17 protein-coding genes and 1 pseudogene are annotated in these 20,361 nt (G+C 65.7%); 12 read left to right on the forward strand and 6 right to left on the reverse strand.

From position 1 onward, the window contains the following. Positions 1 to 68 precede the first annotated feature (68 nt). Positions 69 to 2,351: a xanthine dehydrogenase family protein molybdopterin-binding subunit gene (locus J6500_RS19315; RefSeq protein WP_225714274.1), complete on the reverse strand. Its 2,283-nt coding sequence runs from the start codon at positions 2,349 to 2,351 to the stop codon at positions 69 to 71. After that, positions 2,348 to 2,839 (reverse strand): (2Fe-2S)-binding protein, encoded by a 492-nt coding sequence (locus J6500_RS19320; protein ID WP_225714275.1) that lies wholly within the window; start codon positions 2,837 to 2,839, stop codon positions 2,348 to 2,350. Before J6500_RS19320 ends, J6500_RS19315 begins: the two co-directional genes overlap by 4 nt. Before the next feature lie 287 nt (positions 2,840 to 3,126). Here J6500_RS19320 and J6500_RS19325 point away from each other — a divergent pair, with 287 nt between their 5' ends. From J6500_RS19325 to J6500_RS19335, 3 genes are read left to right on the forward strand one after another with little or no spacing between them, the layout of a single operon-like run. Beyond that, on the forward strand, positions 3,127 to 3,912 hold the full coding sequence (locus tag J6500_RS19325) for an alpha/beta fold hydrolase (RefSeq protein WP_225714276.1): 786 nt from the start codon (positions 3,127 to 3,129) through the stop codon (positions 3,910 to 3,912). Next, entirely contained in the window at positions 3,912 to 4,253 is a 342-nt protein-coding gene (locus J6500_RS19330; RefSeq protein WP_225714300.1) for a hypothetical protein, read from the forward strand. The genes J6500_RS19325 and J6500_RS19330 overlap by 1 nt, the downstream gene beginning before the upstream one ends. A gap of 48 nt (positions 4,254 to 4,301) precedes the next feature. After that, positions 4,302 to 4,976: a dienelactone hydrolase family protein gene (locus J6500_RS19335; protein ID WP_225714277.1), complete on the forward strand. Its 675-nt coding sequence runs from the start codon at positions 4,302 to 4,304 to the stop codon at positions 4,974 to 4,976. A gap of 82 nt (positions 4,977 to 5,058) precedes the next feature. On the opposite strand, the gene J6500_RS19340 is transcribed toward J6500_RS19335, so the two are convergent. From J6500_RS19340 to J6500_RS19350, 3 genes are all read right to left on the reverse strand, one after another. Further along, positions 5,059 to 5,823 (reverse strand): polysaccharide biosynthesis/export family protein, encoded by a 765-nt coding sequence (locus J6500_RS19340; protein WP_225714278.1) that lies wholly within the window; start codon positions 5,821 to 5,823, stop codon positions 5,059 to 5,061. 139 nt (positions 5,824 to 5,962) lie between these two features. Then, positions 5,963 to 6,619, reverse strand: coding sequence for a peptide-methionine (S)-S-oxide reductase MsrA (gene msrA / locus J6500_RS19345; RefSeq protein ID WP_225714279.1), 657 nt, complete (start codon positions 6,617 to 6,619; stop codon positions 5,963 to 5,965). Between the two features lie 115 nt (positions 6,620 to 6,734). Beyond that, positions 6,735 to 7,052, reverse strand: coding sequence for a hypothetical protein (locus tag J6500_RS19350; protein ID WP_225714280.1), 318 nt, complete (start codon positions 7,050 to 7,052; stop codon positions 6,735 to 6,737). 358 nt (positions 7,053 to 7,410) lie between these two features. On the opposite strand from J6500_RS19350, the gene rpsT reads away from it, so the two are divergent. The 9 genes and pseudogenes from rpsT (at position 7,411) to J6500_RS19395 (ending at position 19,134) form a co-directional block, all read left to right on the forward strand. Further along, positions 7,411 to 7,677: a 30S ribosomal protein S20 gene (gene rpsT / locus J6500_RS19355; RefSeq protein WP_225714281.1), complete on the forward strand. Its 267-nt coding sequence runs from the start codon at positions 7,411 to 7,413 to the stop codon at positions 7,675 to 7,677. Between the two features lie 1,214 nt (positions 7,678 to 8,891). After that, complete coding sequence (gene dnaA / locus J6500_RS19360; RefSeq protein WP_225714282.1) at positions 8,892 to 10,322, forward strand: chromosomal replication initiator protein DnaA; 1,431 nt, start codon at positions 8,892 to 8,894, stop codon at positions 10,320 to 10,322. A 261-nt stretch (positions 10,323 to 10,583) separates the two neighbouring features. Further along, the gene (gene dnaN, locus J6500_RS19365) at positions 10,584 to 11,702 is read left to right on the forward strand and encodes a DNA polymerase III subunit beta (protein WP_225714283.1); all 1,119 of its coding nucleotides are present in this window, start codon (positions 10,584 to 10,586) and stop codon (positions 11,700 to 11,702) included. 51 nt (positions 11,703 to 11,753) lie between these two features. Beyond that, a pseudogene (locus J6500_RS19370) lies at positions 11,754 to 12,042 on the forward strand (GIY-YIG nuclease family protein). A gap of 46 nt (positions 12,043 to 12,088) precedes the next feature. After that, positions 12,089 to 13,225 (forward strand): DNA replication/repair protein RecF, encoded by a 1,137-nt coding sequence (gene recF / locus J6500_RS19375; RefSeq protein ID WP_225714284.1) that lies wholly within the window; start codon positions 12,089 to 12,091, stop codon positions 13,223 to 13,225. A gap of 229 nt (positions 13,226 to 13,454) precedes the next feature. Further along, entirely contained in the window at positions 13,455 to 15,890 is a 2,436-nt protein-coding gene (gene gyrB, locus J6500_RS19380; RefSeq protein ID WP_225714285.1) for a DNA topoisomerase (ATP-hydrolyzing) subunit B, read from the forward strand. Between the two features lie 30 nt (positions 15,891 to 15,920). Further along, positions 15,921 to 17,213, forward strand: a complete 1,293-nt coding sequence (gene murA, locus J6500_RS19385; protein WP_225714286.1) for a UDP-N-acetylglucosamine 1-carboxyvinyltransferase — start codon at positions 15,921 to 15,923, stop codon at positions 17,211 to 17,213. 56 nt (positions 17,214 to 17,269) lie between these two features. Beyond that, complete coding sequence (locus J6500_RS19390; protein ID WP_225714287.1) at positions 17,270 to 18,664, forward strand: MATE family efflux transporter; 1,395 nt, start codon at positions 17,270 to 17,272, stop codon at positions 18,662 to 18,664. Continuing rightward, a complete protein-coding gene (locus tag J6500_RS19395) occupies positions 18,661 to 19,134 on the forward strand; it encodes a DUF2867 domain-containing protein (protein WP_225714288.1) in 474 nt (157 codons plus the stop codon). Before J6500_RS19390 ends, J6500_RS19395 begins: the two co-directional genes overlap by 4 nt. Before the next feature lie 13 nt (positions 19,135 to 19,147). On the opposite strand, the gene J6500_RS19400 is transcribed toward J6500_RS19395, so the two are convergent. Then, positions 19,148 to 20,287 carry an FUSC family protein gene (locus J6500_RS19400; protein WP_225714289.1) on the reverse strand — a complete coding sequence of 380 codons (1,140 nt, stop codon included), beginning with the start codon at positions 20,285 to 20,287 and terminating at the stop codon, positions 19,148 to 19,150. Positions 20,288 to 20,361 lie beyond the last annotated feature (74 nt).

Raw genomic sequence — 20,361 nt, forward strand, 5'->3', positions numbered from 1 at the left:
CCGACCAGAAACAAAAATCCGCCGGGGCACTCCCCGGCGGATCAGGTTTTTTGGATAGTTGAAGGCGGTTATGCCTTCATCGCCGCCTTCACTGCTTCAGCCGTGATGGGCAGCGCGCGGACGCGGGCGCCGACCGCGTTGAATATGGCGTTGCCAATCGCCGGCGCCACCACCGTCACCGCGGGCTCGCCGACGCCGGTCGCCTTCTCGCCATTGGCGATGACGTTGACCGCGACCTCCGGCATCTGGCTCATCCGCAGCGGCGTATAGCTGTCGAAGTTGGTCTGCTCGATGCCGCCGTCCTTCAACGTCGCCTTCTCGAACATCGCCAGCGACATGCCCCACAGCGCCGCGCCCTCGACCTGGGCCCGGATGCCGTCGGGGTTGACCTGGGTGCCGACATCGGTCGCCACCGTCAGCTTCTTCACCGTCACCTCGCCCGATGGCGCGACCGCGACATGGGCGACGCAGGCGGTCCAGCTCGCCGTGGCGCGCTCCTGCGACGACACGCAGGCAACGCCCATGCCTTCGCCCTTCGGCAGCTGCTTGGTGCCGTAGCCGGCAAGCCCCATCGCAGCGAGCAGAGTGTTGCGGAGACGCTGCGCGCCGCCGTCATTCTTGCCCTTGCCGTCGAGCAGCGAGATGCGCAGTTGCGCCGGATCCTTGCCGGTGGCGTGCGCGATCTCGTCGATCATGCTTTCCACCGCCCAGAAGGTCCAGCCCGGGGCCACCGAACGAAGCTGGCCCGACGGGGTGGCGTTGTGCGCCATCTCGTTCTTGATCGCCCGCACATAGTGGTTGGGCACGGTGTAGAAGAAGTCCGCGCCGTTCACCGTAAAGGAGTCGAGCGGGCCCTTCTTGTCGACCGACGGCGTCAGGAAATCTGGGATTCCCCAACGCGCGGTCGGCCAGGCCGACACCACGTCGTGGCTGAGCGCGACGAGCTTGCCGTCGGCGTCGACGCCGGCCTTCACTTTTTGATAGGTGAGCGGACGCGAGAAATCCATCGTCATGTCGTTCTCGCGCGTATAGATCACCTTGACCGGCTTGCCGACAGCCTTGGCCGCCTGCACCGCGGGCACCATCATGTCGGCGTCGAGACGCCGGCCGAAGCCGCCGCCCAGCCACATCTGGTGCATCACGACATATTTCGGATCGATCCCGGCTGCCGCGGCCGCAATCGCGCCGGAGCGCGTCGCGAACTGGTTGCCGGAATGGATGTGCAGGATGTCGCCCTTGAACTCCGCGGTGGCGTTCATCGGCTCCATCGGCGCATGGATGTTGATGTTGGTGGTGTACTCCGCCTCCAACACCTTCGCCGCAGTGCCGAAGGCCGCGTTCGGATCGCCGTCCTTGACGAAGAACTCGCCGGAGTCGCTGAGGCCCTGCAGCCGCTTGGCCTCGGCGAACAGCGATTCGCTCGACAGTTTTGCGTTCGGACCGCCGTCATAGGTGATCTTGAGCGCAGCCGCCGCCTTCTTGGCGTTGGCATAGGTGTTGGCGACCGCAACCACCCAACCGGTCGTGGTTCCGGTCTTGTCGTCGAGCGTCACCGCCTTGATGTAGCCCGGCACTTTCTTCGCCGCGGTTTCGTCGACCGACTTCACGGTCGCGCCGTAGCGCACCGGCGGGGTCACGATCGCGCCGTGGACCATGCCCGGCAGCATCACGTCGATGCCGTATTTCGCCGTGCCGTTGGTCTTCGACGGAATGTCGAGCTGCGGCACCGAAACGCCGATCATGGTATACTGATCGGGCGATTTCAGCTTGATCGCTTTGAGCTCGTCTGCGGTGAAGGTCTTGGTCGCCTTGCCGCTCTTGACCACGTCGGCGAACGACATCGACTTCTTCGACTTCGGATGGCTGATCGTGGACGAGCGCACCACGCACTCGCTCGCCGGCACGCCCATTGAGGCCGCCGCCGCCTCGGTCAACGCCATGCGGCCGGCAGCGCCGGCGCGGCTCATCGCGTCGAAGTTCATCATCGTCGACCAGCTGCCGCCGGTGATCTGCGCCCCGAGCACGGGGTCGTTGAACTTCGGATCGTTGGAGGCGAGCTGGACCCGCATGTCCTTCCAGTTCGCGCCGAGTTCTTCGGCCACGATCTGTGCCATGGTCGAGGCGACGTGCTGGCCCATGTCGGCCTTGCCGCAGGTCACGGTGACGAGACCGTCGGGGGCGATCGAGTACCAGACGCTCGGCTCGAAATTCGAAGGCGCCGCGAGCGCCTTGTCGATGCCGGGAACGGCGGCGTAGCCGAGCACGAGGCCGGTCGCAGCGGTGCCGACCAGGAAGGAACGGCGGCTGAGATCGGTCGTCTCGGGGGTGAGGTTCTTGACGTGCTCGTTCATGTGGCCCTCCGCTCGGTTCCGGTGGCCGACGCGGTGCGCATCTCGGACGCCGCGCGCATGATCGCCTTCTGGATCCGCGAATAGGTCATGCAGCGGCACAGATTGCCGTCCATGTGCGCGACCACTTCTTCCTTCGTCGGATTGGAATTCTTCGACAACAGGGCTGCTGCCTGCATGATCTGGCCCGACTGGCAGTAGCCGCATTGCGGCACCTGCTCGGCGATCCAGGCCTTCTGCAAGGGATGCTCGCCCTTGGCGGAGAGGCCTTCGATGGTGGTGATCTTCTTGCCGGCCGCGTCCGAGACCGAGGTCTGGCAGGAACGCACCGCTTCGCCGTTGAGATGGACCGTGCAGGCGCCGCACAGACCCGCACCGCAACCGAACTTGGTGCCGGTCATCTGCAATTGCTCGCGGATGACCCAGAGCAGCGGTGTGTCGCCCGCCGCTTCGACGGACATATTCCGCCCGTTGATATTGAGATTAGGCATCTCTCTCCCCTTCCGGTGTCGGAAGCCGCTTACGGCGGCAACTCACTTTGGGTCACGCCTGGCGCCCACCGGGTCAGCGACAGTTGCTGTGACAATGATCCGGTTACCGGCTGGAGGCAATCCAATTTGGAATTGCTCGAAGCCAATAAATTTCGGAAGATGCCGGTTGTGCGTTGCGGCAAACGCAGAAGCTTTTGAAACGCAGGTGCCGATGCCTTATCGAGAGGCAGCACGCCGGCCGCGCCGCCTGAGAAGGACATCGAAAAACAAAAAGCAGGAGCCCGCGAATGGCCAAGCTTAACCGCAATGGCGTCGAAATCTATTACGAGGTGCACGGCAACGGCCCGCCGCTGATCCTCACCCACGGCTATTCGTCGACCTCGGCCATGTGGCACGGTCAGATCGACGCGCTGTCGCGACGTCACAAGCTCGTGCTGTGGGACATGCGCGGCCACGGCCAGTCGGACTATCCCGACGATCCCACGGCCTATAGCGAGGCCATGACGGTCGGCGACATCGCCGCGCTGCTCGACGCTGTCGGCGCCGACAAGGCGATCGTCGGCGGCCTGTCGCTCGGCGGATACATGTCGCTCGCCTTCCATCGCGCGCATCCGGAGCGGGTGCGGGCGCTGCTGATCATCGACACCGGCCCCGGGTTCAAGAAGGACGAGGCCCGCGAGGTCTGGAACAAGCGCGCCCGCGACACCGGCGACCGCTTCGACCGCGAAGGGCTCGACGTGCTGAAATCGCTGAGCGCCGAGCGCGCCTCGGTCACGCATCGCAACGCCAGGGGCCTTGCGCTCGCCGCCCGCGGCATGCTGGCGCAGCGCGACGCGAGGGTGATCGAATCGCTGCCCACGATCAAGGTGCCGTCGCTGGTCGTGGTCGGCGCCGACGACACCCCGTTCCTCGCCGCTTCCGACTACATGGCCGCGAAGATTCCGGGCGCGCAGAAGGTGGTGGTCCCGAACGCCGGCCATGCCGTCAACATCGACCAGCCGCAGGCTTTCATCGACGCCGTGCTGCCGTTCCTCGATCGCCTCGACGCCGGCGCGCCGGGAAAAGCCGGATGATGAAAACGATCGCCATCGCGCTGCTGCTGGTCGCTGCCGCCACTGGCACCGCCACTGCCGGCAAGCTGCCGCCGTTCGTCACCAGGCCAGATACGTTCACCGCGACGCTGTCGAACACCACGCCGCTGGCGTTCGGCATGGGCGTCGATGAAGCCCGGCGCGCGCTCGGCACGTCCTTGATTTATGTCCGCGGGCGGCCCGGCAACGAGATATTCCTGACCTTCCGCGACATCGGCGGCAGCGGACTGACGCTGCACCGCGACCGTCTCTATCTGCAATTCCGCAAGGGCCGGCTCACCGGCTGGAAAGCCGATTGGGGCGAGAACTGGATGTGGCGCTAGCGTGCTCTCCACCCCTTCATGCAACCCCCAAACTGACGAGGATGGACCATGGGACAGGATATCAGACTGAAGGCTTCCGACGGTTTTGAACTCGGCGGCTATCGCGCCGATCCGGCCGGCGCGCCCAAGGGCGCGATCGTCGTGATCCAGGAGATATTCGGCGTCAATCACCACATCCGCTCGGTCTGCGACCGGCTGGCGAAGGAAGGCTATGTCGCCGTCGCGCCGTCGATCTTCGACCGCATCACGCCGAACTTCCAGAGCGGCTACTCGGCGGAGGAAGTCGCCGAGGCGCGAAAATTCGTCGCCAATCCGGATTGGGCCGCGATGCTGCGCGACACCCAGGCCGCGATCGATGCGGTGAAGCCGGTCGGCCCAGTCGGCATCGTCGGCTTCTGCCTCGGCGGCAGCATCGCCTATGCCGCCGCGACCAAGCTCACCGGCCTCTCGGCCGCGATCGGCTATTACGGCGGCGCCGTCGTGCGCTTCGCCGACGACAAGCCACAGGTGCCGACGCAGCTGCATTTCGGCGAGAAGGACGCCGGCATTCCCCTCACCGACGTCGAGACCATCAAGTCGAAGCGGCCCGAGGTCGAGGTCTTCATCTATCCTGGCGCCCAGCACGGCTTCCATTGCGACGAGCGCGCCAGCTACGACAAGGCCAGCGCCGACATCGCTTGGCCACGCAGCATGGCGTTCTTTGGGACACATTTGAAGACGTAGGGCGCGGCTCTCTCGCCACGCTCGTCATTCCGAGGCGCGCGAAGCGCGAGCCCGGAATGACAGGCGGAGAGAGTTCGCTAGTCTAGAACCACCGCTCGCTGACGAACACGGTGTCGCCCGGGCTCATCGGCGTGCCCAGCGGCACCTCGAAGCGGCCGGAGCCGGCTGCATCGGTGTGGGTCAGCGTCACGCTGTCGCGCCGGGCGCGCGGGCCGAAGCCGCCGGCGATCGCGATCGCGCTCTCGACGGTCATGTTCGGCACATAGGGATACTGGCCGGGGGCTGCGACCTCGCCGAGGATGAAGAACGGGCGATAGGATTCGATCTCGACTGCGACCGACGGCTCGCGGATGAAGCCGTTGCGCAGCCGCGCCGTGATCTCGGCGGCGAGCCCGGCCGGCGTGCGGCCGCGCGCCGGCACCCCGCCGATCAACGGCATGGTGATCGAGCCCGCGGCATCGATCGCGTAGCTGTTGGTCAGACCTTCCTGGCCATAGACCACGACGCGCAGCTTGTCGCCGGGGCCGAGATGATAGGAGTTGTCGTAGCCGACCGGCGCAACCGGCGGCGCGCCGTAGACCACCGAGGGCCCGGCGGCGACCGGAACGGCAGGCGGTCCGACATAGCCGCGCGGCGCACTGGCGAACGCCGAGCGCAGCGCGCTGATCGCACCGCCGCCGCCGGAATCAACGACCGGGGCCGGCGCGTAAGTCTGGCCATAGGCGACCGCATCGACGCCGCCCTGCGGGACAACGGCGACTGGGCCGGTCGTGCTCATGCAGCCCGACAGCGCGAGCGCCGTGGCAACGGCAATGATCGGCAATCGTAACGCGCGTGCAACCGGCACTTGGGGCATTCCCTGACAGCGAGACAGCCCTAGTCTTGCACCGGTTATGGTTAATAAAAGGTTTGCGAGCCGGCAGGTCGCGGGGAAGCCGGCGCGCCGGCTTCCCGTTGATGTCAGGGGTGCGGATTTCCGCGTGCAATCAGGCGGTGGCGCCGACGCCGATCGGGCAGGACACGCCGGTCCCGCCGAGCCCGCAATAGCCCGCCGGGTTCTTGGCGAGATACTGCTGGTGATAGTCCTCGGCGAAGTAGAACGCGCTCGACGGGGCGATCTCGGTGGTGATGGCGCCGAGGCCCTTGGCGGCGAGCGCCTTCTGATACATCGCCTGCGACGCTTCGGCGGCTGTGCGCTGCGCATCGCCGAACGTGTAGATCGCCGAACGATACTGCGTGCCGATGTCGTTGCCCTGGCGCATGCCCTGGGTCGGGTTGTGGTTCTCCCAGAACGTCTTCAGCAACTGCTCGTAGGAGATCTTCTTCGGATCGAACACGACCAGCACCACTTCGGTGTGGCCGGTGCGTCCCGAGCAGACCTCCTCATAGGTCGGGTTCGGCGTGTGGCCACCGGCATAGCCAACCGCCGTTGTGTAGATGCCGTCGCCGAGCTCCCAGAACTTGCGCTCCGCACCCCAGAAGCAGCCAAGCCCGAACACGGCCTGCTCGAGGCCTTGTGGGTAAGGCGGCTGCAGCTTGCTGCCGTTGACGAAATGGGTGGTCGCAGTCGGGATCGGCGTCGCGCGGCCGGGCAGCGCCTCGGCGGCGCTCGGCAACGCGGTGGTCTTGCGCATGAACAACATGGATTACCTCCGGGCGGGACATTGGCCACCGCGGCAAAGGCCTGCGGGGCGGCTGTCACCTATATATGTCGTTACGCAAGCGCTGGCAGCCCCGTTACGGGCCCGCCTGGGCCGGTCAGTCCCGCGCGTAGCCGATCAGCGGCTTGCGCGGCCTGAACAGCAGCATCAGCAGAATGCCGGCGATGCCGAGCACGGCGAACACCGGCTGATCAAGGATCACCCTGACCACATCGTTCCAAAGCCAGGGCGCGAAACCGTCCACCCAGACCCGGAAGGCCTGCTGGCTGGACTGGTGGATGTCGTTCCAGAACTGGCCGAGCCGGGTGAAGCGCAAGGTCTGGTCGGCGACATAGCGCGCGCCGTCATAGACCAGGAAGATGAATCCGACCGCCAGCAGCACGAGGCCGATGAGACGGAAAAAACCGCGGATCATGCGTCACCCTAACTCCCTGTCGCGCCCCAGGCATCGTCAGGCCTTACCGGGCGCCTCCCGGAAATTCAACCGCTTCAGCGCCTTATCCGGCCGCCGCGGGCTGATTTCAGGGCCATTTTCGGCCCGGAAAGCGTTGACGCTGCGACCTGCGCCCTCTATAAGACCGGCCGATGGCGGCAGGCGCAATCCTGCCGCCGCTGTTCTTTGGACAGTGCCGCATGTGGGGGCAGCGTTTCGCTTCCTGGCATGGCCGCCTCAAGAACACCTTGGACAAACACACAAGAGTCGAGAATTTGAACCGGCCGGTGCGCGCGAGCCCGACCACCGAGCGATCACCGCCGAAGGACAGTTAGAGACCATGGCCAACACCACTTCCGCCAAGAAGGCGACCCGCAAGATTGCCCGCCGCACCATCGTCAACAAGTCGCGCCGCACCCAGATGCGCGGAGCAGTCCGCACCGTCGAGGAGGCGATCAGCCGCGGCGACCGCGACGCAGCACTGAAGGCGATGGCGAGCGCCGAGCCCGAGCTGATGAAGGCCGCGCAGCGCAACATCATTCACAAGAACAATGCGAGCCGGAAGGTGTCGCGTCTGTCGCAGCGAATCGCCAAGCTCGCGAAGTGAGCTGACTGAAAACACGACTGACTGAAAAGCACAGTTGTCACGAAGCCCGGCTCGCGCCGGGCTTTTTGTTTTTGCCGTTGAAAGGTTCGTCACGCGAGAACGATCGCCTTGCTTCGCGACGAACGACGCATCGTGTTTCGTCGCGTCCGTAGTTCACCGGATATGTTTTGCTTCGTGAGTTAAGGCTACGCGTGAATCTTTCCGAGATACGCAACCTATATGGAATAGCGCGCCGCGATCTTTGCTGCGGAAATTCGTGTCGGGAGTTACCCTGCAAAAGTAACCCTGAAAAACGACGCTTCGCGAATTACTTATCAACATAGTGTTGAGCAGCGATTGGAAAAACGACCGTCGCAAGAGCAAATGTAAATTTTCTATGAAAAATTTTTAGTATTGCACCGTGGTTTGTGACATGCGCGAATCTGCGCGGCGATTCAAAAACTTGCTTTCGCAACTGCGCATTTGCAGCGTCGCAACAGTCGCGAAGAGTCTCGATCTCCGTCGAATCCACGGATTGTCAGAAAGTGCGCTTGGTGTATTTATTTCTTTGTCCGCGACGCCCACGGCTCTCCAGATCAGTGCGGTTTGAGACCCAAGGGCGGACGCGCAAATCGGCGGCGGTGTGCGCGTTAGCGACGCTCTCCAAGCGAAGCTAGATTGACAACTCATAGCAATATGAGGACGGTTGACCTGTGTCAAAATTTCTCCGGCGATGTCCCCCAATTATGCGGGAGCGTCGAACAAGAGAGACCAGGAGCGATCGTCGGATCTGGCGACGGGAACGCGAAGCAAACGGACGGGTTGAGGAAGACACGCGGCGAAGCGCCGGACATTTCAGTGTTCGGTAGCGGCACGTCGATTTGAAGACACAGGCGAGCTGATAGCTTGCCGCGATACGTCGCGGCGGGAGGGGGAGGACTTATGTCTTACGGGATCATCACTGCAGTCGATGCCACGACAGCCGAAGCGCAGATTTCCAGTGGTTCCGTGATCAGCCCCTCGGACGCCAGCTCCAACCCGCAGAGACCGTCGAGTACGCGCTGACCTCGCGGGCAGCATTCTCTCCACACGACTGATCTGACGCGTGGCGCATTGTCGCCACACGGGAGATCTTTGTCCGGAGCAGGCTGCGCCGTCGAAGGTCGCGCCGCGGCAGGGACCTTGCGCGGCGATTTTCACCACAACACACCACTCAGTCTGGAAGTACGAAGGCAATGAACAATACGGAACAGGATCGCTGGTCGCGGGTGAAGGGACGGTTGCGGACGAGTGTTGGCGAGGACGTCTACACCAGCTGGTTTGCGCGGATGGATCTGGAGTGCGTGCAGGACGAGAGCGTCCGCCTCTCGGTTCCGACCCGGTTCCTGAAAAGCTGGATCCAGGCGCATTACACCGACCGCGTGCTCGCCTGCTGGCAGGCCGAGATGCCGGAGGTGCATCGCATCGACCTCACCGTGCGCTCGGCGATCCGTCCGGTCGCGCCGGCGAAGGAGCCCGTTGCACCGGTCGAGGTGCGCCCGGTGGCGCGCACCGATGGACGTCCGGCGCCGGAGCTGCGGTCGTTCGCGACCGCGCCGGTTTCCGCCAATCATGATGCGCTCGGCGGCTCGCCGCTCGATCCGCGCCTGACCTTCGCGAGCTTTGTCGTCGGCCGCTCCAACACGCTGGCGCATGCGGCCGCGCGTCAGGTCGCGGAAGGACGCCGCGGCGATCCCGTGATGTTCAACCCGCTCTACATCCATGCCGGCGTCGGCCTCGGCAAGACGCATCTGCTGCAGGCGGTGACTTGGGCCGGCAACTCCGGCAGCGAGCGCAAGGTGCTGTATCTCACCGCCGAGAAGTTCATGTACGGCTTCGTCGCCGCGCTGAAGACGCAGACGGCGCTGGCGTTCAAGGAGGCGCTGCGCGGCATCGACGTGCTCGTGATCGACGATCTCCAATTCCTGCAGGGCAAGTCGACGCAGGCCGAGTTCTGTCACACGCTGAACGCGCTGATCGATGCCGGCCGCCAGGTCGTGATCGCGGCCGATCGTCCGCCGTCAGACCTCGAAAGCCTCGACGACCGCGTGCGTTCGCGGCTGGCCGGCGGCCTCGTGGTCGAGATGGGCTCGCTCGGCGAGGAGCTGCGGCTCGGCATCCTGAAGTCGCGCGTCGCCGCGGCCCGCGCCCACCATGCCAGCTTCGACGTGCCGGAGGAGGTGCTCGACTATCTCGCCCGCACCATCACCCATAACGGCCGTGACCTCGAAGGCGCGATCAACCGCCTGCTGGCGCACTCCAAGCTCAACAACCAGCCGGTGACGCTGGAGATGGCCGAGCGCGAGGTGCGCGACCTGATCCGTCCGCAGGAACCGAAGCGGATCAAGATCGAGGACATCCAGCGCGTGGTGGCGCGGCAGTACAATGTCAGCCGCTCCGACCTGCTGTCGTCGCGCCGCACCGCCAACGTGGTGCGCCCGCGCCAGGTCGCGATGTATCTGGCCAAGACGCTGACCCTGCGCTCGCTGCCGGAGATCGGCCGGCGCTTCGGCGGCCGCGACCACACCACCGTGCTGCACGCCGTGCGCAAGATCGAGGCACTGGTCGCCAGGGACACCGCGCTGTCGGAGGAAGTCGAGTCGCTGAAGCGCCAGCTCCAGGAATAAGCCGCTCGCGGGGCTCTCGCGTTCCCTCGCCCTCCCTTCTCGCAAGGGAGGGCGATAGCTTTTTCCGGCCCAAAACGTGGGGAACGGGCGCGGTTTCGCGCGCGTTTCCCTTGCACCGGCCCGCCATCCGCGCCACCTTGCGGTCCCCCCGTGGGTTTGATCAAATCCGATATTGATCCGGCTGTTCGGGTTTCCAACGCCGCGGCGCCGCCATGACCGGCCGCCCGGCCTTTCCATCTGAGGGATCTGGCGGGTATTGCAATGAAGGTCACCGTCGAGCGCGCGCAACTCCTAAAATCGCTGGGTCACGTTCATCGCGTGGTCGAGCGCCGCAACACCATCCCGATCCTCGGCAACGTCCTGATCCGCGCCGAAGGCAGCCAGCTGTCGCTGAAGGCGACCGACCTCGACCTCGAGGTGACGGAGACGCTGGCCGCGGAGACCGGAACCGCCGGCTCGACCACCGTGCCGGCGCATATGTTCTACGACATCGTCCGCAAGCTGCCGGACGGCTCGCAGATCGTGCTGGAGGCCGATGGCGACCGCTCGGTGCTGGCAGTCAAGGCCGGCCGCTCGCGCTTCACGCTGCAGACGCTGCCCGAGAGCGATTTCCCGGATCTTGCCGCCGGCGACATGACGCATTCGTTCTCGCTGCCGGCCTCCGACATCAAGCGCCTGATCGACCGCACGCAATTCGCGATCTCGACCGAGGAAACCCGCTACTACCTCAACGGCATCTATCTGCACTCGGCCGGCACCGCCAAGGCCGCGACCCTGCGCGGTGTCGCCACCGACGGCCACCGCCTGGCGCAGATCGACCTCGCCTTGCCGAAGGGCGCGACCGGGATGCCCGGCGTGATCGTGCCGCGCAAGACCGTCGGCGAGGTGCAGCGGCTGATCGAGGACGGCGAGGCCGAGATCCAGATCGAGCTGTCGCAGGGCAAGATCCGCTTCTCGCTCGGCAATGTGGTGCTGACCTCGAAGCTGATCGACGGTACCTTCCCGGACTATGGACGCGTCATTCCGCAGAACAACGACAAGGAGCTGGTGGTCGACAAGAAGGACTTCGAGGCCGCCGTCGACCGCGTCTCGACCATCTCCAGTGAGCGCGGCCGCGCCGTGAAGCTGGCGCTGTCCGCGGGCAAGCTGGTGCTCTCGGTCACCAACCCGGATTCCGGCAGCGCCACCGAGGAGCTTGAGGTCGAATACGCCTCCGACGCGCTCGATATCGGCTTCAACTCGCGCTATCTGCTCGACATCGCCGCCCAGATCGAGGGCGAGGTCGCGGTGCTGAAGCTCGCCGACCCCGGCTCGCCGACGCTGGTCCAGGACAAGGACAACAAGGGCGCGCTGTACGTGCTGATGCCGATGCGGGTGTGATGATTTCCGCTCGTCATGGCCGGGCTTGACCCGGCCATCCATCAAAGCGAAATGACCTATTGGGTGTACATCCTCGCAAGCAAGCCTGGTGGCACCCTGTATGTCGGTTGTGACTAATGATCTGGTCCGGCGCGTCTACGAGCATCGCGAGGGATTGGCGGAAGGCTTCACCAAGCGCTACGGCGTGAAGACGCTGGTCTACTTCGAAGCTCATGCGACCATCGCTGCGGCACTCCAACGCGAGAAGAACATCAAGCACTGGTCGCGCGAGTGGAAAATTGACCTGATCGTTGCCGGCAATCCCGAGTGGCGCGACCTATATGACGAGATTGTCCGCTAACGCGGACGATGGATTGCCGGGTCAAGCCCGGCAATGACAAGGAAAGATGACCCCGTCCCGCATTCACCGCCTGTCGCTGACGCATTTCCGCAATTACCGGGCGGCGACGCTGCAGGTTGCGGGCGACATGGTAGTGTTGGTCGGGCCGAATGGCGCCGGCAAGACCAATTGCCTGGAGGCGATCTCGTTTCTGTCGCCGGGCCGCGGCCTGCGCCGCGCGACGCTGGAGGACATCGCCGACAACCAGGGCAACGGCTCCTGGGCGGTGGCGGCGGAGGTCGAGGGCGCGCTCGGCCTTGCCACGCTCGGGACCGGCATCGATGCGCCGACCGGCGAAGGCGGCACCACGCGGCGCTGCCGGATCGACCGCGAGCCGGTCGGCTCGGCAACCGCGTTCGGCGATCATCTGCGCATCGTGTGGCTGACACCGGCGATGGACGGCCTGTTCATGGGCGCGGCCTCGGAGCGGCGGCGCTTCTTCGATCGCCTGGTGCTGGCGATCGATTCCGAGCATTCCAGCCGCGTCTCGGCGCTGGAGCGTTCGCTGCGCTCGCGCAACCGGATGCTCGAAGTGCGCAACTATGACGACCATTGGTGTGATGCGATCGAGCGCGAGACCGCGGAGCTCGCGGTCGCGGTCGCCGCATCGCGCGGCCAGACCGCCGCCAGGCTCGCCGTGATGCTGCGCGAGCGCGGCGCGGCCTCGGCGTTTCCGTCCGCCGAGATCGCGCTCGACGGCTGGATGGAGAATGCGCTGCTGCAAGAGCCCGCCACCGCGGTCGAAGACCGCTACCGCGAGATCCTGCGCGCCAGCCGGCCGCGCGACGCCGCCGCCGGACGCACGCTCGACGGCCCGCATTTGACCGACCTGCAGGTCGTCTACGCGCCGAAGAACATGCCGGCACGCGATGCCTCGACCGGCGAGCAGAAGGCACTGCTGATCGGCCTCGTGCTGGCGCACGCCACGATGGTCGCCGAGATGACCGGCATCGTGCCGCTGCTGCTGCTCGACGAGGTCGTCGCGCATCTCGATCCCGGCCGGCGCAAGGCGCTGTTCGACGAGCTGGCAAAGCTCGGCGCGCAGGTCTGGATGACCGGCGCCGATCCTGCCGCGTTCGCCGACATCGGCCCGACCGGCGAGATATTCGACGTCGAATCCGGACGGGTCACGGGGCGCGGCTGAGGGCGCGGAATCGCTCCCCAAGCGTGCCAAAATCCGTCCGCGAATCGGGCTTTTCAAGGCCTCCTGAATCGGCATTCAAAGGCCTTGAAAAAGTGCTAAAAAATCCCATTTATTCAATAGTTTGTGGAGACAGACTTTGCGCTAGGCGCAACTCCTCTTTCATGGCACAAATAGCGCAATCAGCGCCTCATATTGCGCAGCTGATTCGGGACATCCTCGAAGGCTTCACATGACAGAACCTGCCCGGCAGACCCCTGCCGAATCTGAGCATCCCATTCCGGCCGAATATGGCGCGGAATCGATCCGGGTGCTGAAGGGCCTTGACGCCGTGCGCAAGCGGCCCGGCATGTATATCGGCGATACCGACGACGGTTCCGGCCTGCACCACATGGTCTACGAGGTCGTCGACAATGCGATCGACGAGGCGCTGGCCGGCCACGCCAGCCGCGTTGTGGTCACGCTCAATGCCGACAATTCCGTTACCGTGTACGACGACGGCCGCGGCATTCCGGTCGACATCCACAAGGGCGAAGGCATCTCGGCGGCCGAGGTCATCATGACCCAGCTGCATGCCGGCGGAAAGTTCGACCAGAACTCCTACAAGGTGTCCGGCGGTCTGCACGGCGTCGGCGTCTCCGTGGTCAACGCGCTTTCGAGCAAGCTCGAGCTGCGGATCTGGCGCGACGGCAAGGAACATTACATCGAGTTCGCCCATGGCGATGCCGTCGCACCGCTCCGCGTGGTCGGCGAAGCGCCGGGCAAGCGCGGCACCGAGGTCACCTTCCACGCCTCGGTCGAGACCTTCAAGAACGTCGAGTACGACTTTGCGACGCTGGAGCACCGGCTGCGCGAGCTCGCCTTCCTCAATTCCGGCGTCAACATCGTGCTCTCGGACATGCGCCACGCGGTCGAGAAGCGCGAGGAGATGCATTATTCCGGCGGCGTCGAGGAGTTCGTCAAATATCTCGACCGCAACAAGAAGGCGATCGTGCCCGCGCCGATCATGGTGCGCGCGGAAGCCAACGGCATCGGCGTCGAGGCCGCGCTGTGGTGGAACGACAGCTACCACGAGAACGTGCTGTGCTTCACCAACAACATCCCGCAGCGTGACGGCGGCACCCATCTGGCCGGCTTCCGCGGCGCGCTGACGCGCCAGGTCAACGGCTACGCCGAGGCCAATGCGAAGAAGGAAAAGATCGCGCTGACCGGCGACGATTGCCGCGAAGGCCTCACCGCCGTGCTGTCGGTGAAGGTGCCGGACCCGAAATTCTCGTCGCAGACCAAGGACAAGCTGGTGTCCTCGGAAGTGCGCCCGGTGGTCGAGAACGTGCTCAACGAGGCGCTCGCCGCCTGGTTCGAGGAGAACCCGAAGGAAGCCAAGGAGATCGTCGGCAAGGTGATCCAGGCTGCCGCGGCCCGCGAAGCCGCGCGCAAGGCGCGCGAACTGACGCGCAAGAGCCCGCTCAGCGTCTCCTCGCTGCCCGGCAAGCTCGCCGACTGCCAGGAAAAGGACCCGGCGAAATCCGAACTGTTCATCGTCGAGGGCGACTCGGCCGGCGGCAGCGCCAAGCAGGGCCGCAACCGCGAGTTCCAGGCGGTGCTGCCGCTGCGCGGCAAGATCCTCAACGTCGAGCGCGTGCGTCCCGACAAGATGCTGTCGAGCGAGCAGATCGGCACGCTGATCACCGCGCTCGGCACCGGCATCAGCGACGATTTCTCGATCGACAAGCTGCGCTATCACAAGATTATCGTGATGACGGACGCCGACGTCGACGGCGCCCATATCCGCACGCTGCTGCTGACCTTCTTTTACCGCCAGATGCGCGAGATCATCGATGGCGGCTACCTCTATATCGCCCAGCCGCCGCTCTACAAGGTCGCGCGCGGCAAGTCCGAGCAGTACCTGAAGGACGAGCGCGCGCTCGAGGATTATCTGATCTCGACCGGGCTGGATGAATGCGTGTTCAAGCCGGCCTCCGGTGACGACCGCTCCGGCCGCGACCTGTTGTCGCTGATTGAGGATGCCCGCGTCATTCGATCGGTGCTGCGCAATCTGCACAGCCGCTACAATCGCACCGTGATCGAGCAGGCGGCAATCGCCGGCGTACTGAATCCAAAGATCACCAGCGACGTCGAGACCGCCAAGTCGGCGGCCGATTACATCGCCAAGCGGCTGGACGCATTGGCTGACGAAGTCGAGCGCGGCTGGATCGGCGACTTCGTCGAAGGCCAGGGCTTCCAGTTCGAGCGCACCGTGCGCGGCGTCAAGGACGTGGCGATCATCGATGCTGCGTTCCTCGGCTCGGCGGATGCGCGCAAGCTCGACGAATATGCGACCAAGCTGCAGGAGGTCTATGTGCGGGCCGGCAAGCTGCGACGGAGGGATGCCGAGCAGGTCATCCACGGCCCGGTCGGCCTGTTCGAGGCCGTGACCGAGGCTGCCCGCAAGGGCGTGACGCTGCAGCGCTACAAAGGTCTTGGCGAGATGAACCCGGAGCAACTCTGGCAGACCACGCTGGACAAGGACGCCCGCTCGCTGCTGCAGGTGAAGGTCAAGGAGGTCGACGAGGCCGACGATATCTTCACCAAACTGATGGGCGACGTGGTAGAACCGCGCCGCGACTTCATTCAGGAAAACTCGCTGAGCGCCACGATCGACATCTAACTCGACATCTAAAATGGGGCCTGTTTCCGCGTGCCGCCGATCCAGTACATCGTAGAAGGCGGCCGCCGGCTCTCCGGCACCATCGAGCCGTCCGGCAACAAGAACTCGGCGCTGCCGATCATCGCGGCGGCGCTCTTGACCGAGCATCCGGTCACGCTGACCAATGTGCCGCGCATCCGCGACACCGAGACGCTGGTCGAGCTGTGCCGCTCGGTCGGCGCCTCGGCCGAATGGACCGAGCGCAACACGCTTGCGATCCACGCCAGGGAGATCCGCGCCGCCGATCTCGATCCCGAGCTGTGCCGGAGCATCCGCGCCTCGATCCTGCTAGCCGGCCCGCTGCTCGCCCGCTGCGGCGAGGTCGCACTGCCGCCGCCCGGCGGCGACGTGATCGGCCGCCGCCGCCTCGACACCCACTTTCTGGCTTTCGAGCAGCTCGGCGCCACCGTGACCGCGACGCACCGGCTCGAGTTCCGCGCCTCGCGCCTGAAGGGCGCCGACGTGTTCCTCGACGAGCCCAGCGTCACTGCGACCGAGAACGCGCTGGTGGCCGCGGTGGCCGCCCGCGGTACCACCTATTTGCGCAACGCGGCCTCCGAGCCGCATGTTCAGGACCTCGCCAATTTCCTGGTCGCACTCGGCGCCAGGATCGAGGGCATCGGCACCAACACCATCACCGTGCATGGTCCGGCGACGCTGGGTGGCGCGACCTTTGCCATTCAGCCCGACCATATCGAGGTCGGATCGCTGATCGGGCTCGCCGCGGTGACACGTTCGCCGCTGCGCATCGCCCGCGCCGGCGTCGAGCATCTGCGTTCGATCCGGATGGGATTTGAACGGCTCGGCATCGTCTGCGGCGTCGAGGGCGACGATCTCGTCGTGCCGTCGAACCAGACCATGAAGATCCAGGACGATTTCGGCGGTCATGTGCCGAAGCTCGAGGACCAGCCCTGGCCGGCCTTCCCGGCCGACCTGATGTCGATCGCGATCGTCACCGCCACGCAGTGCAGCGGCGTCATCCTGATGCACGAGAAGATGTTCGAGTCGCGGATGTTCTTCGTCGACAATCTGATCGCGATGGGCGGCCGCATCGTGCTGTGCGACCCGCATCGCGCGATCGTGGCGGGCCCCAGCCGCCTGCGCGGCGCGCCGATGATCTCGCCCGACATCCGTGCCGGTATGGCGATGCTGCTCGCCGCGGTTTGCGCCGAGGGCACCTCCACCATCAACAATGCGAGCCAGATCGAGCGCGGCTATGAGCGGATCGACGAGCGGCTGAACGCGCTCGGCGCCAAGATCAAGCGGATCCCGGCGCGATCGTGATCTTCCTGGGCAGCTTGGCCATGCTTTTGGCCCGCTTGCCGTGCTAAGCGTTCCCCATGACCTGCATCGACAAGGTTGAACCGGCCGCGCCCGCGGCCGTCGCGGTGTCTCGCAACCTGCTCACGGCCGAGCTTGCGGAAACGCTGAAGCTCGCGGTGCCGCTGGCGCTGACGCAGCTCGGGCAGATCGCGATGATGACGACCGACCTCGCCTTCATCGGCCGGCTGGGTAGCGACGCCGTGGCTGCCGCGGCACTGGCGCATACCGTGTTCTTTGTCAGCTTCACCATCGGTATGGGCATGGTCTCGGCGGTCTCGCCGTTGGCGGCGCAGGCGTTCGGGGCGCGCGATCCGCGCATGATGCGGCGGGCGCTACGCGTCGGGCTGTGGGCAGGCTTCTTCATGGTGCTGCCGCTGATGGCGCTGCCGTTCCAGGGCGAGCGTATCCTGCTCGCGCTCGGTCAGGCCCCCGCCACCGCGCATCTCGCGCAGCAATATCTGTTCGGGCTCGGTTGGGGCATCCTGCCGGCGCTGTGGTTTATCGCGCTGCGCGGCTTCATGAGCGCGGTGAACCGGCCCGAGCCGGTGCTGTGGATCACGCTGGCCGCGATCCCGGCCAATGCGCTGATGGTCTATCTCTTGCTCTACGGCAAATGGGGCATGCCCGAGCTCGGCCTGTTCGGCGCTGGCCTTGCGACCACGCTTGTCAATCTCGGCACCTTCCTCGCCGGGGCCTGGTTCTGTGCGCGGCGCCGCCCGTTCCGCAAGTATCACGTGTTCGCCCGTGTCTGGCGGCTCGACTGGCCGCTGATGGGCAAGCTGGTCGCGGTCGGCGCCCCGATCTCGCTGTCGTTCCTGCTCGAATACGGCCTGTTCGGCGCCGCCGGCCTTCTGATGGGCCTGATCAGCACCACCGCGCTGGCGGCGCACCAGATCGCGCTGCAGATCGCCGCGATCCTGTTCATGGTGCCGTTCGGCGTCAGCATGGCCGCGACCGTGCGGGTCGGCCACGCCGTCGGCCGCCGCGACGCCGACGCGGTACGGCGCGCCGGCTATGTCGCGGTTGCGCTCAGCGCCGTCTTCATGACCGTGATGACCTTGGCGGTGATCCTGGCGCGCTCGGCGATCGCCGAACTGTTCCTCGGCGAGGCCAGCGATGCCACGGCGCAGCTGATCGCGATGCTGCTGCTGATCGGCGCCACCTTCTTCATCGCCGACGGCATGCAGACCACCACCGCCGGCGCGCTGCGCGGCATGAACGACACCCAGGTGCCGCTGCTGTTCGCCGTCATCAGCTATTGGCTGATCGGATTCGCGTCGGCTTGCGCGCTCGCATTCCTGCTCAAGCTCGGCGCGGCCGGTGTCTGGATCGGGCTCTCGCTCGGGACCGCGGTCTATGCCACGCTTCTGATCTTGCGTTTCCGCCTGCTGGCACGCAGACTGGCCGCATGAGGGTTGACGAGGTCACGCCGAACGTGGATCCCGGCGCGCTGCTCGCAGGCGCGCAGTTCATCGATGCGTTCCGGATTGCGACCACGCAAGCCGACCTTGACGCGCGGCACGCGGCCGAAGCGATGGTGACGCGGCAGGCACGCTGGATCGACATGCTGCTCGCCCTGCGCAACCTCCTGGTCGCGCCGCTCGGCCTGAAGACATCGGGTGCGACCGAGGGCGTCGCGCGCGACATGATCGGGATATTTCCGGTCGTGAGCCAAACGCCGGAGCGGCTGGTCGCAGGCTTCAACGACAAACACCTGGATTTCCGGCTCGTCGTCGACGTCACGCCCGCCGGACCCGGACGCAACGTCACGGCCACCACGCTGGTGCTGACCCACAACTGGCTCGGCCGCGCCTATCTCGCCGTCATCCTGCCATTCCATCGCCTGATCGTGCCGGCGATGCTGCGGAAGGTCGCAGACTGAGCGACGGCCAACCTCATGCCGCGGTCTCCTCGGCGTCCTCCTTGATGATCTTCTCCGCGGCACCGCCGCTGGTGCACCAGTTGCCGTGGCAGCGCTTGAGATCGTTCAGGTTCTGGCGCATCTGGTCGAGCGAAAAGCCGAGTGCATAGAAGCGCTCGGCCGCATCGACCGGCAGGCCGCGAATCAGGCCGTCCCTGCGAACCGCGGCGACCTCCTCGCTGTAGGCGTGCAGCGCCGCGTCGACCGGCGCGATGTCGGCCGGTCCGCTGCCGGCGCGCAAGGCAGTCGCGACCGCCATCATATAGGCGACGATCGCCTTGCTGACGTCGGCCAGCGGCCGCGCCAGCCTGGCCTGGATGTCGGCCGGCAGCGGCACGACGCAGGCGCGCCCGATCATCACGACATCGTGCCGCAGCCGCTGGATCGTCCGCAGCAGCGGCCCGGTATCCGGCCCCGACGACAGGTGCATCGAACGTTCGCGCTCGGCCTCGAGGCCGGTCGCATGCAGATTGGTCACCGCGGTGCCGATGCCGTCCTGGATCCGGTGCAGCGCGTCGTTGTCGAGGCCGCGCGTCAGGCCGGCGAGCAGCTCCGCAAACGCGGCCGAGAGCAGCTCCAACAATTTCGAGCCATTGACTCGGATCTGGCTCACCGCGCGCGACGGCAGCACCAGGAACGAGACCGCAAGCCCGGTGAGCGCGCCGACCGTGACCTCGAGGACGCGGTCGATCGCAGAGTCCAGCGGATTGGTGTGATGCATCGTCGGCAGCAGCAGCACGATGACCGCCGTCACCGTCGCCGAGCTCAGGCTCGGATTGAGCGCGGCGATAAAGGCGAGCGGCACGATCGCCAGCACCAGCAGCGCCAGCAGGCTGCCTTCGCCGGAATGCGGGATCAGCACCGCGAGCGCGCCGCCATAGACGGCGCCGCCGATGGTGCCGAGCATGTAGTCGCGCGTTGCTTTCAGCGAGCGGCCGACGCTCATTTGCGTCACGATCAGCGAGGTCAGCACCGCCCACAGCGGCAGCATGAGATTGAGCGCCAGTGCGATGGCATAGGCCGCCACGCCCGCGGACGCGATCCGGACGGCCAGCGCCAGCTGGGTCTTGCGGGCCCAGAACTGGTCGAACATGCGTTTTGCGAAGGTGCTCATGCGGCGTGATCCGGAATCAATCGAATAGCCCGTGTTACATAGCAAGGAGCATGGCTGCTGCCCGCGGCAGCAAG

This window comes from Bradyrhizobium semiaridum, assembly GCF_020329505.1.
In the GTDB taxonomy this organism is placed as follows: domain Bacteria; phylum Pseudomonadota; class Alphaproteobacteria; order Rhizobiales; family Xanthobacteraceae; genus Bradyrhizobium; species Bradyrhizobium semiaridum.

What these genes read in the sequence shown, in the direction of transcription:
- recF (WP_225714284.1), top strand. Translation starts at nt 12,089, where the DNA reads ATGACCCCGTCCCGCATTCACCGCCTGTCGCTGACGCATTTCCGCAAT.
- J6500_RS19315 (WP_225714274.1), bottom strand. Translation starts at nt 2,351, where the DNA reads ATGAACGAGCACGTCAAGAACCTCACCCCCGAGACGACCGATCTCAGC.
- J6500_RS19350 (WP_225714280.1), bottom strand. Translation starts at nt 7,052, where the DNA reads ATGATCCGCGGTTTTTTCCGTCTCATCGGCCTCGTGCTGCTGGCGGTC.
- J6500_RS19320 (WP_225714275.1), bottom strand. Translation starts at nt 2,839, where the DNA reads ATGCCTAATCTCAATATCAACGGGCGGAATATGTCCGTCGAAGCGGCG.
- J6500_RS19330 (WP_225714300.1), top strand. Translation starts at nt 3,912, where the DNA reads ATGAAAACGATCGCCATCGCGCTGCTGCTGGTCGCTGCCGCCACTGGC.
- J6500_RS19400 (WP_225714289.1), bottom strand. Translation starts at nt 20,287, where the DNA reads ATGAGCACCTTCGCAAAACGCATGTTCGACCAGTTCTGGGCCCGCAAG.
- gyrB (WP_225714285.1), top strand. Translation starts at nt 13,455, where the DNA reads ATGACAGAACCTGCCCGGCAGACCCCTGCCGAATCTGAGCATCCCATT.
- J6500_RS19325 (WP_225714276.1), top strand. Translation starts at nt 3,127, where the DNA reads ATGGCCAAGCTTAACCGCAATGGCGTCGAAATCTATTACGAGGTGCAC.
- dnaA (WP_225714282.1), top strand. Translation starts at nt 8,892, where the DNA reads ATGAACAATACGGAACAGGATCGCTGGTCGCGGGTGAAGGGACGGTTG.
- J6500_RS19390 (WP_225714287.1), top strand. Translation starts at nt 17,270, where the DNA reads ATGACCTGCATCGACAAGGTTGAACCGGCCGCGCCCGCGGCCGTCGCG.
- rpsT (WP_225714281.1), top strand. Translation starts at nt 7,411, where the DNA reads ATGGCCAACACCACTTCCGCCAAGAAGGCGACCCGCAAGATTGCCCGC.
- J6500_RS19395 (WP_225714288.1), top strand. Translation starts at nt 18,661, where the DNA reads ATGAGGGTTGACGAGGTCACGCCGAACGTGGATCCCGGCGCGCTGCTC.
- J6500_RS19335 (WP_225714277.1), top strand. Translation starts at nt 4,302, where the DNA reads ATGGGACAGGATATCAGACTGAAGGCTTCCGACGGTTTTGAACTCGGC.
- dnaN (WP_225714283.1), top strand. Translation starts at nt 10,584, where the DNA reads ATGAAGGTCACCGTCGAGCGCGCGCAACTCCTAAAATCGCTGGGTCAC.
- msrA (WP_225714279.1), bottom strand. Translation starts at nt 6,619, where the DNA reads ATGTTGTTCATGCGCAAGACCACCGCGTTGCCGAGCGCCGCCGAGGCG.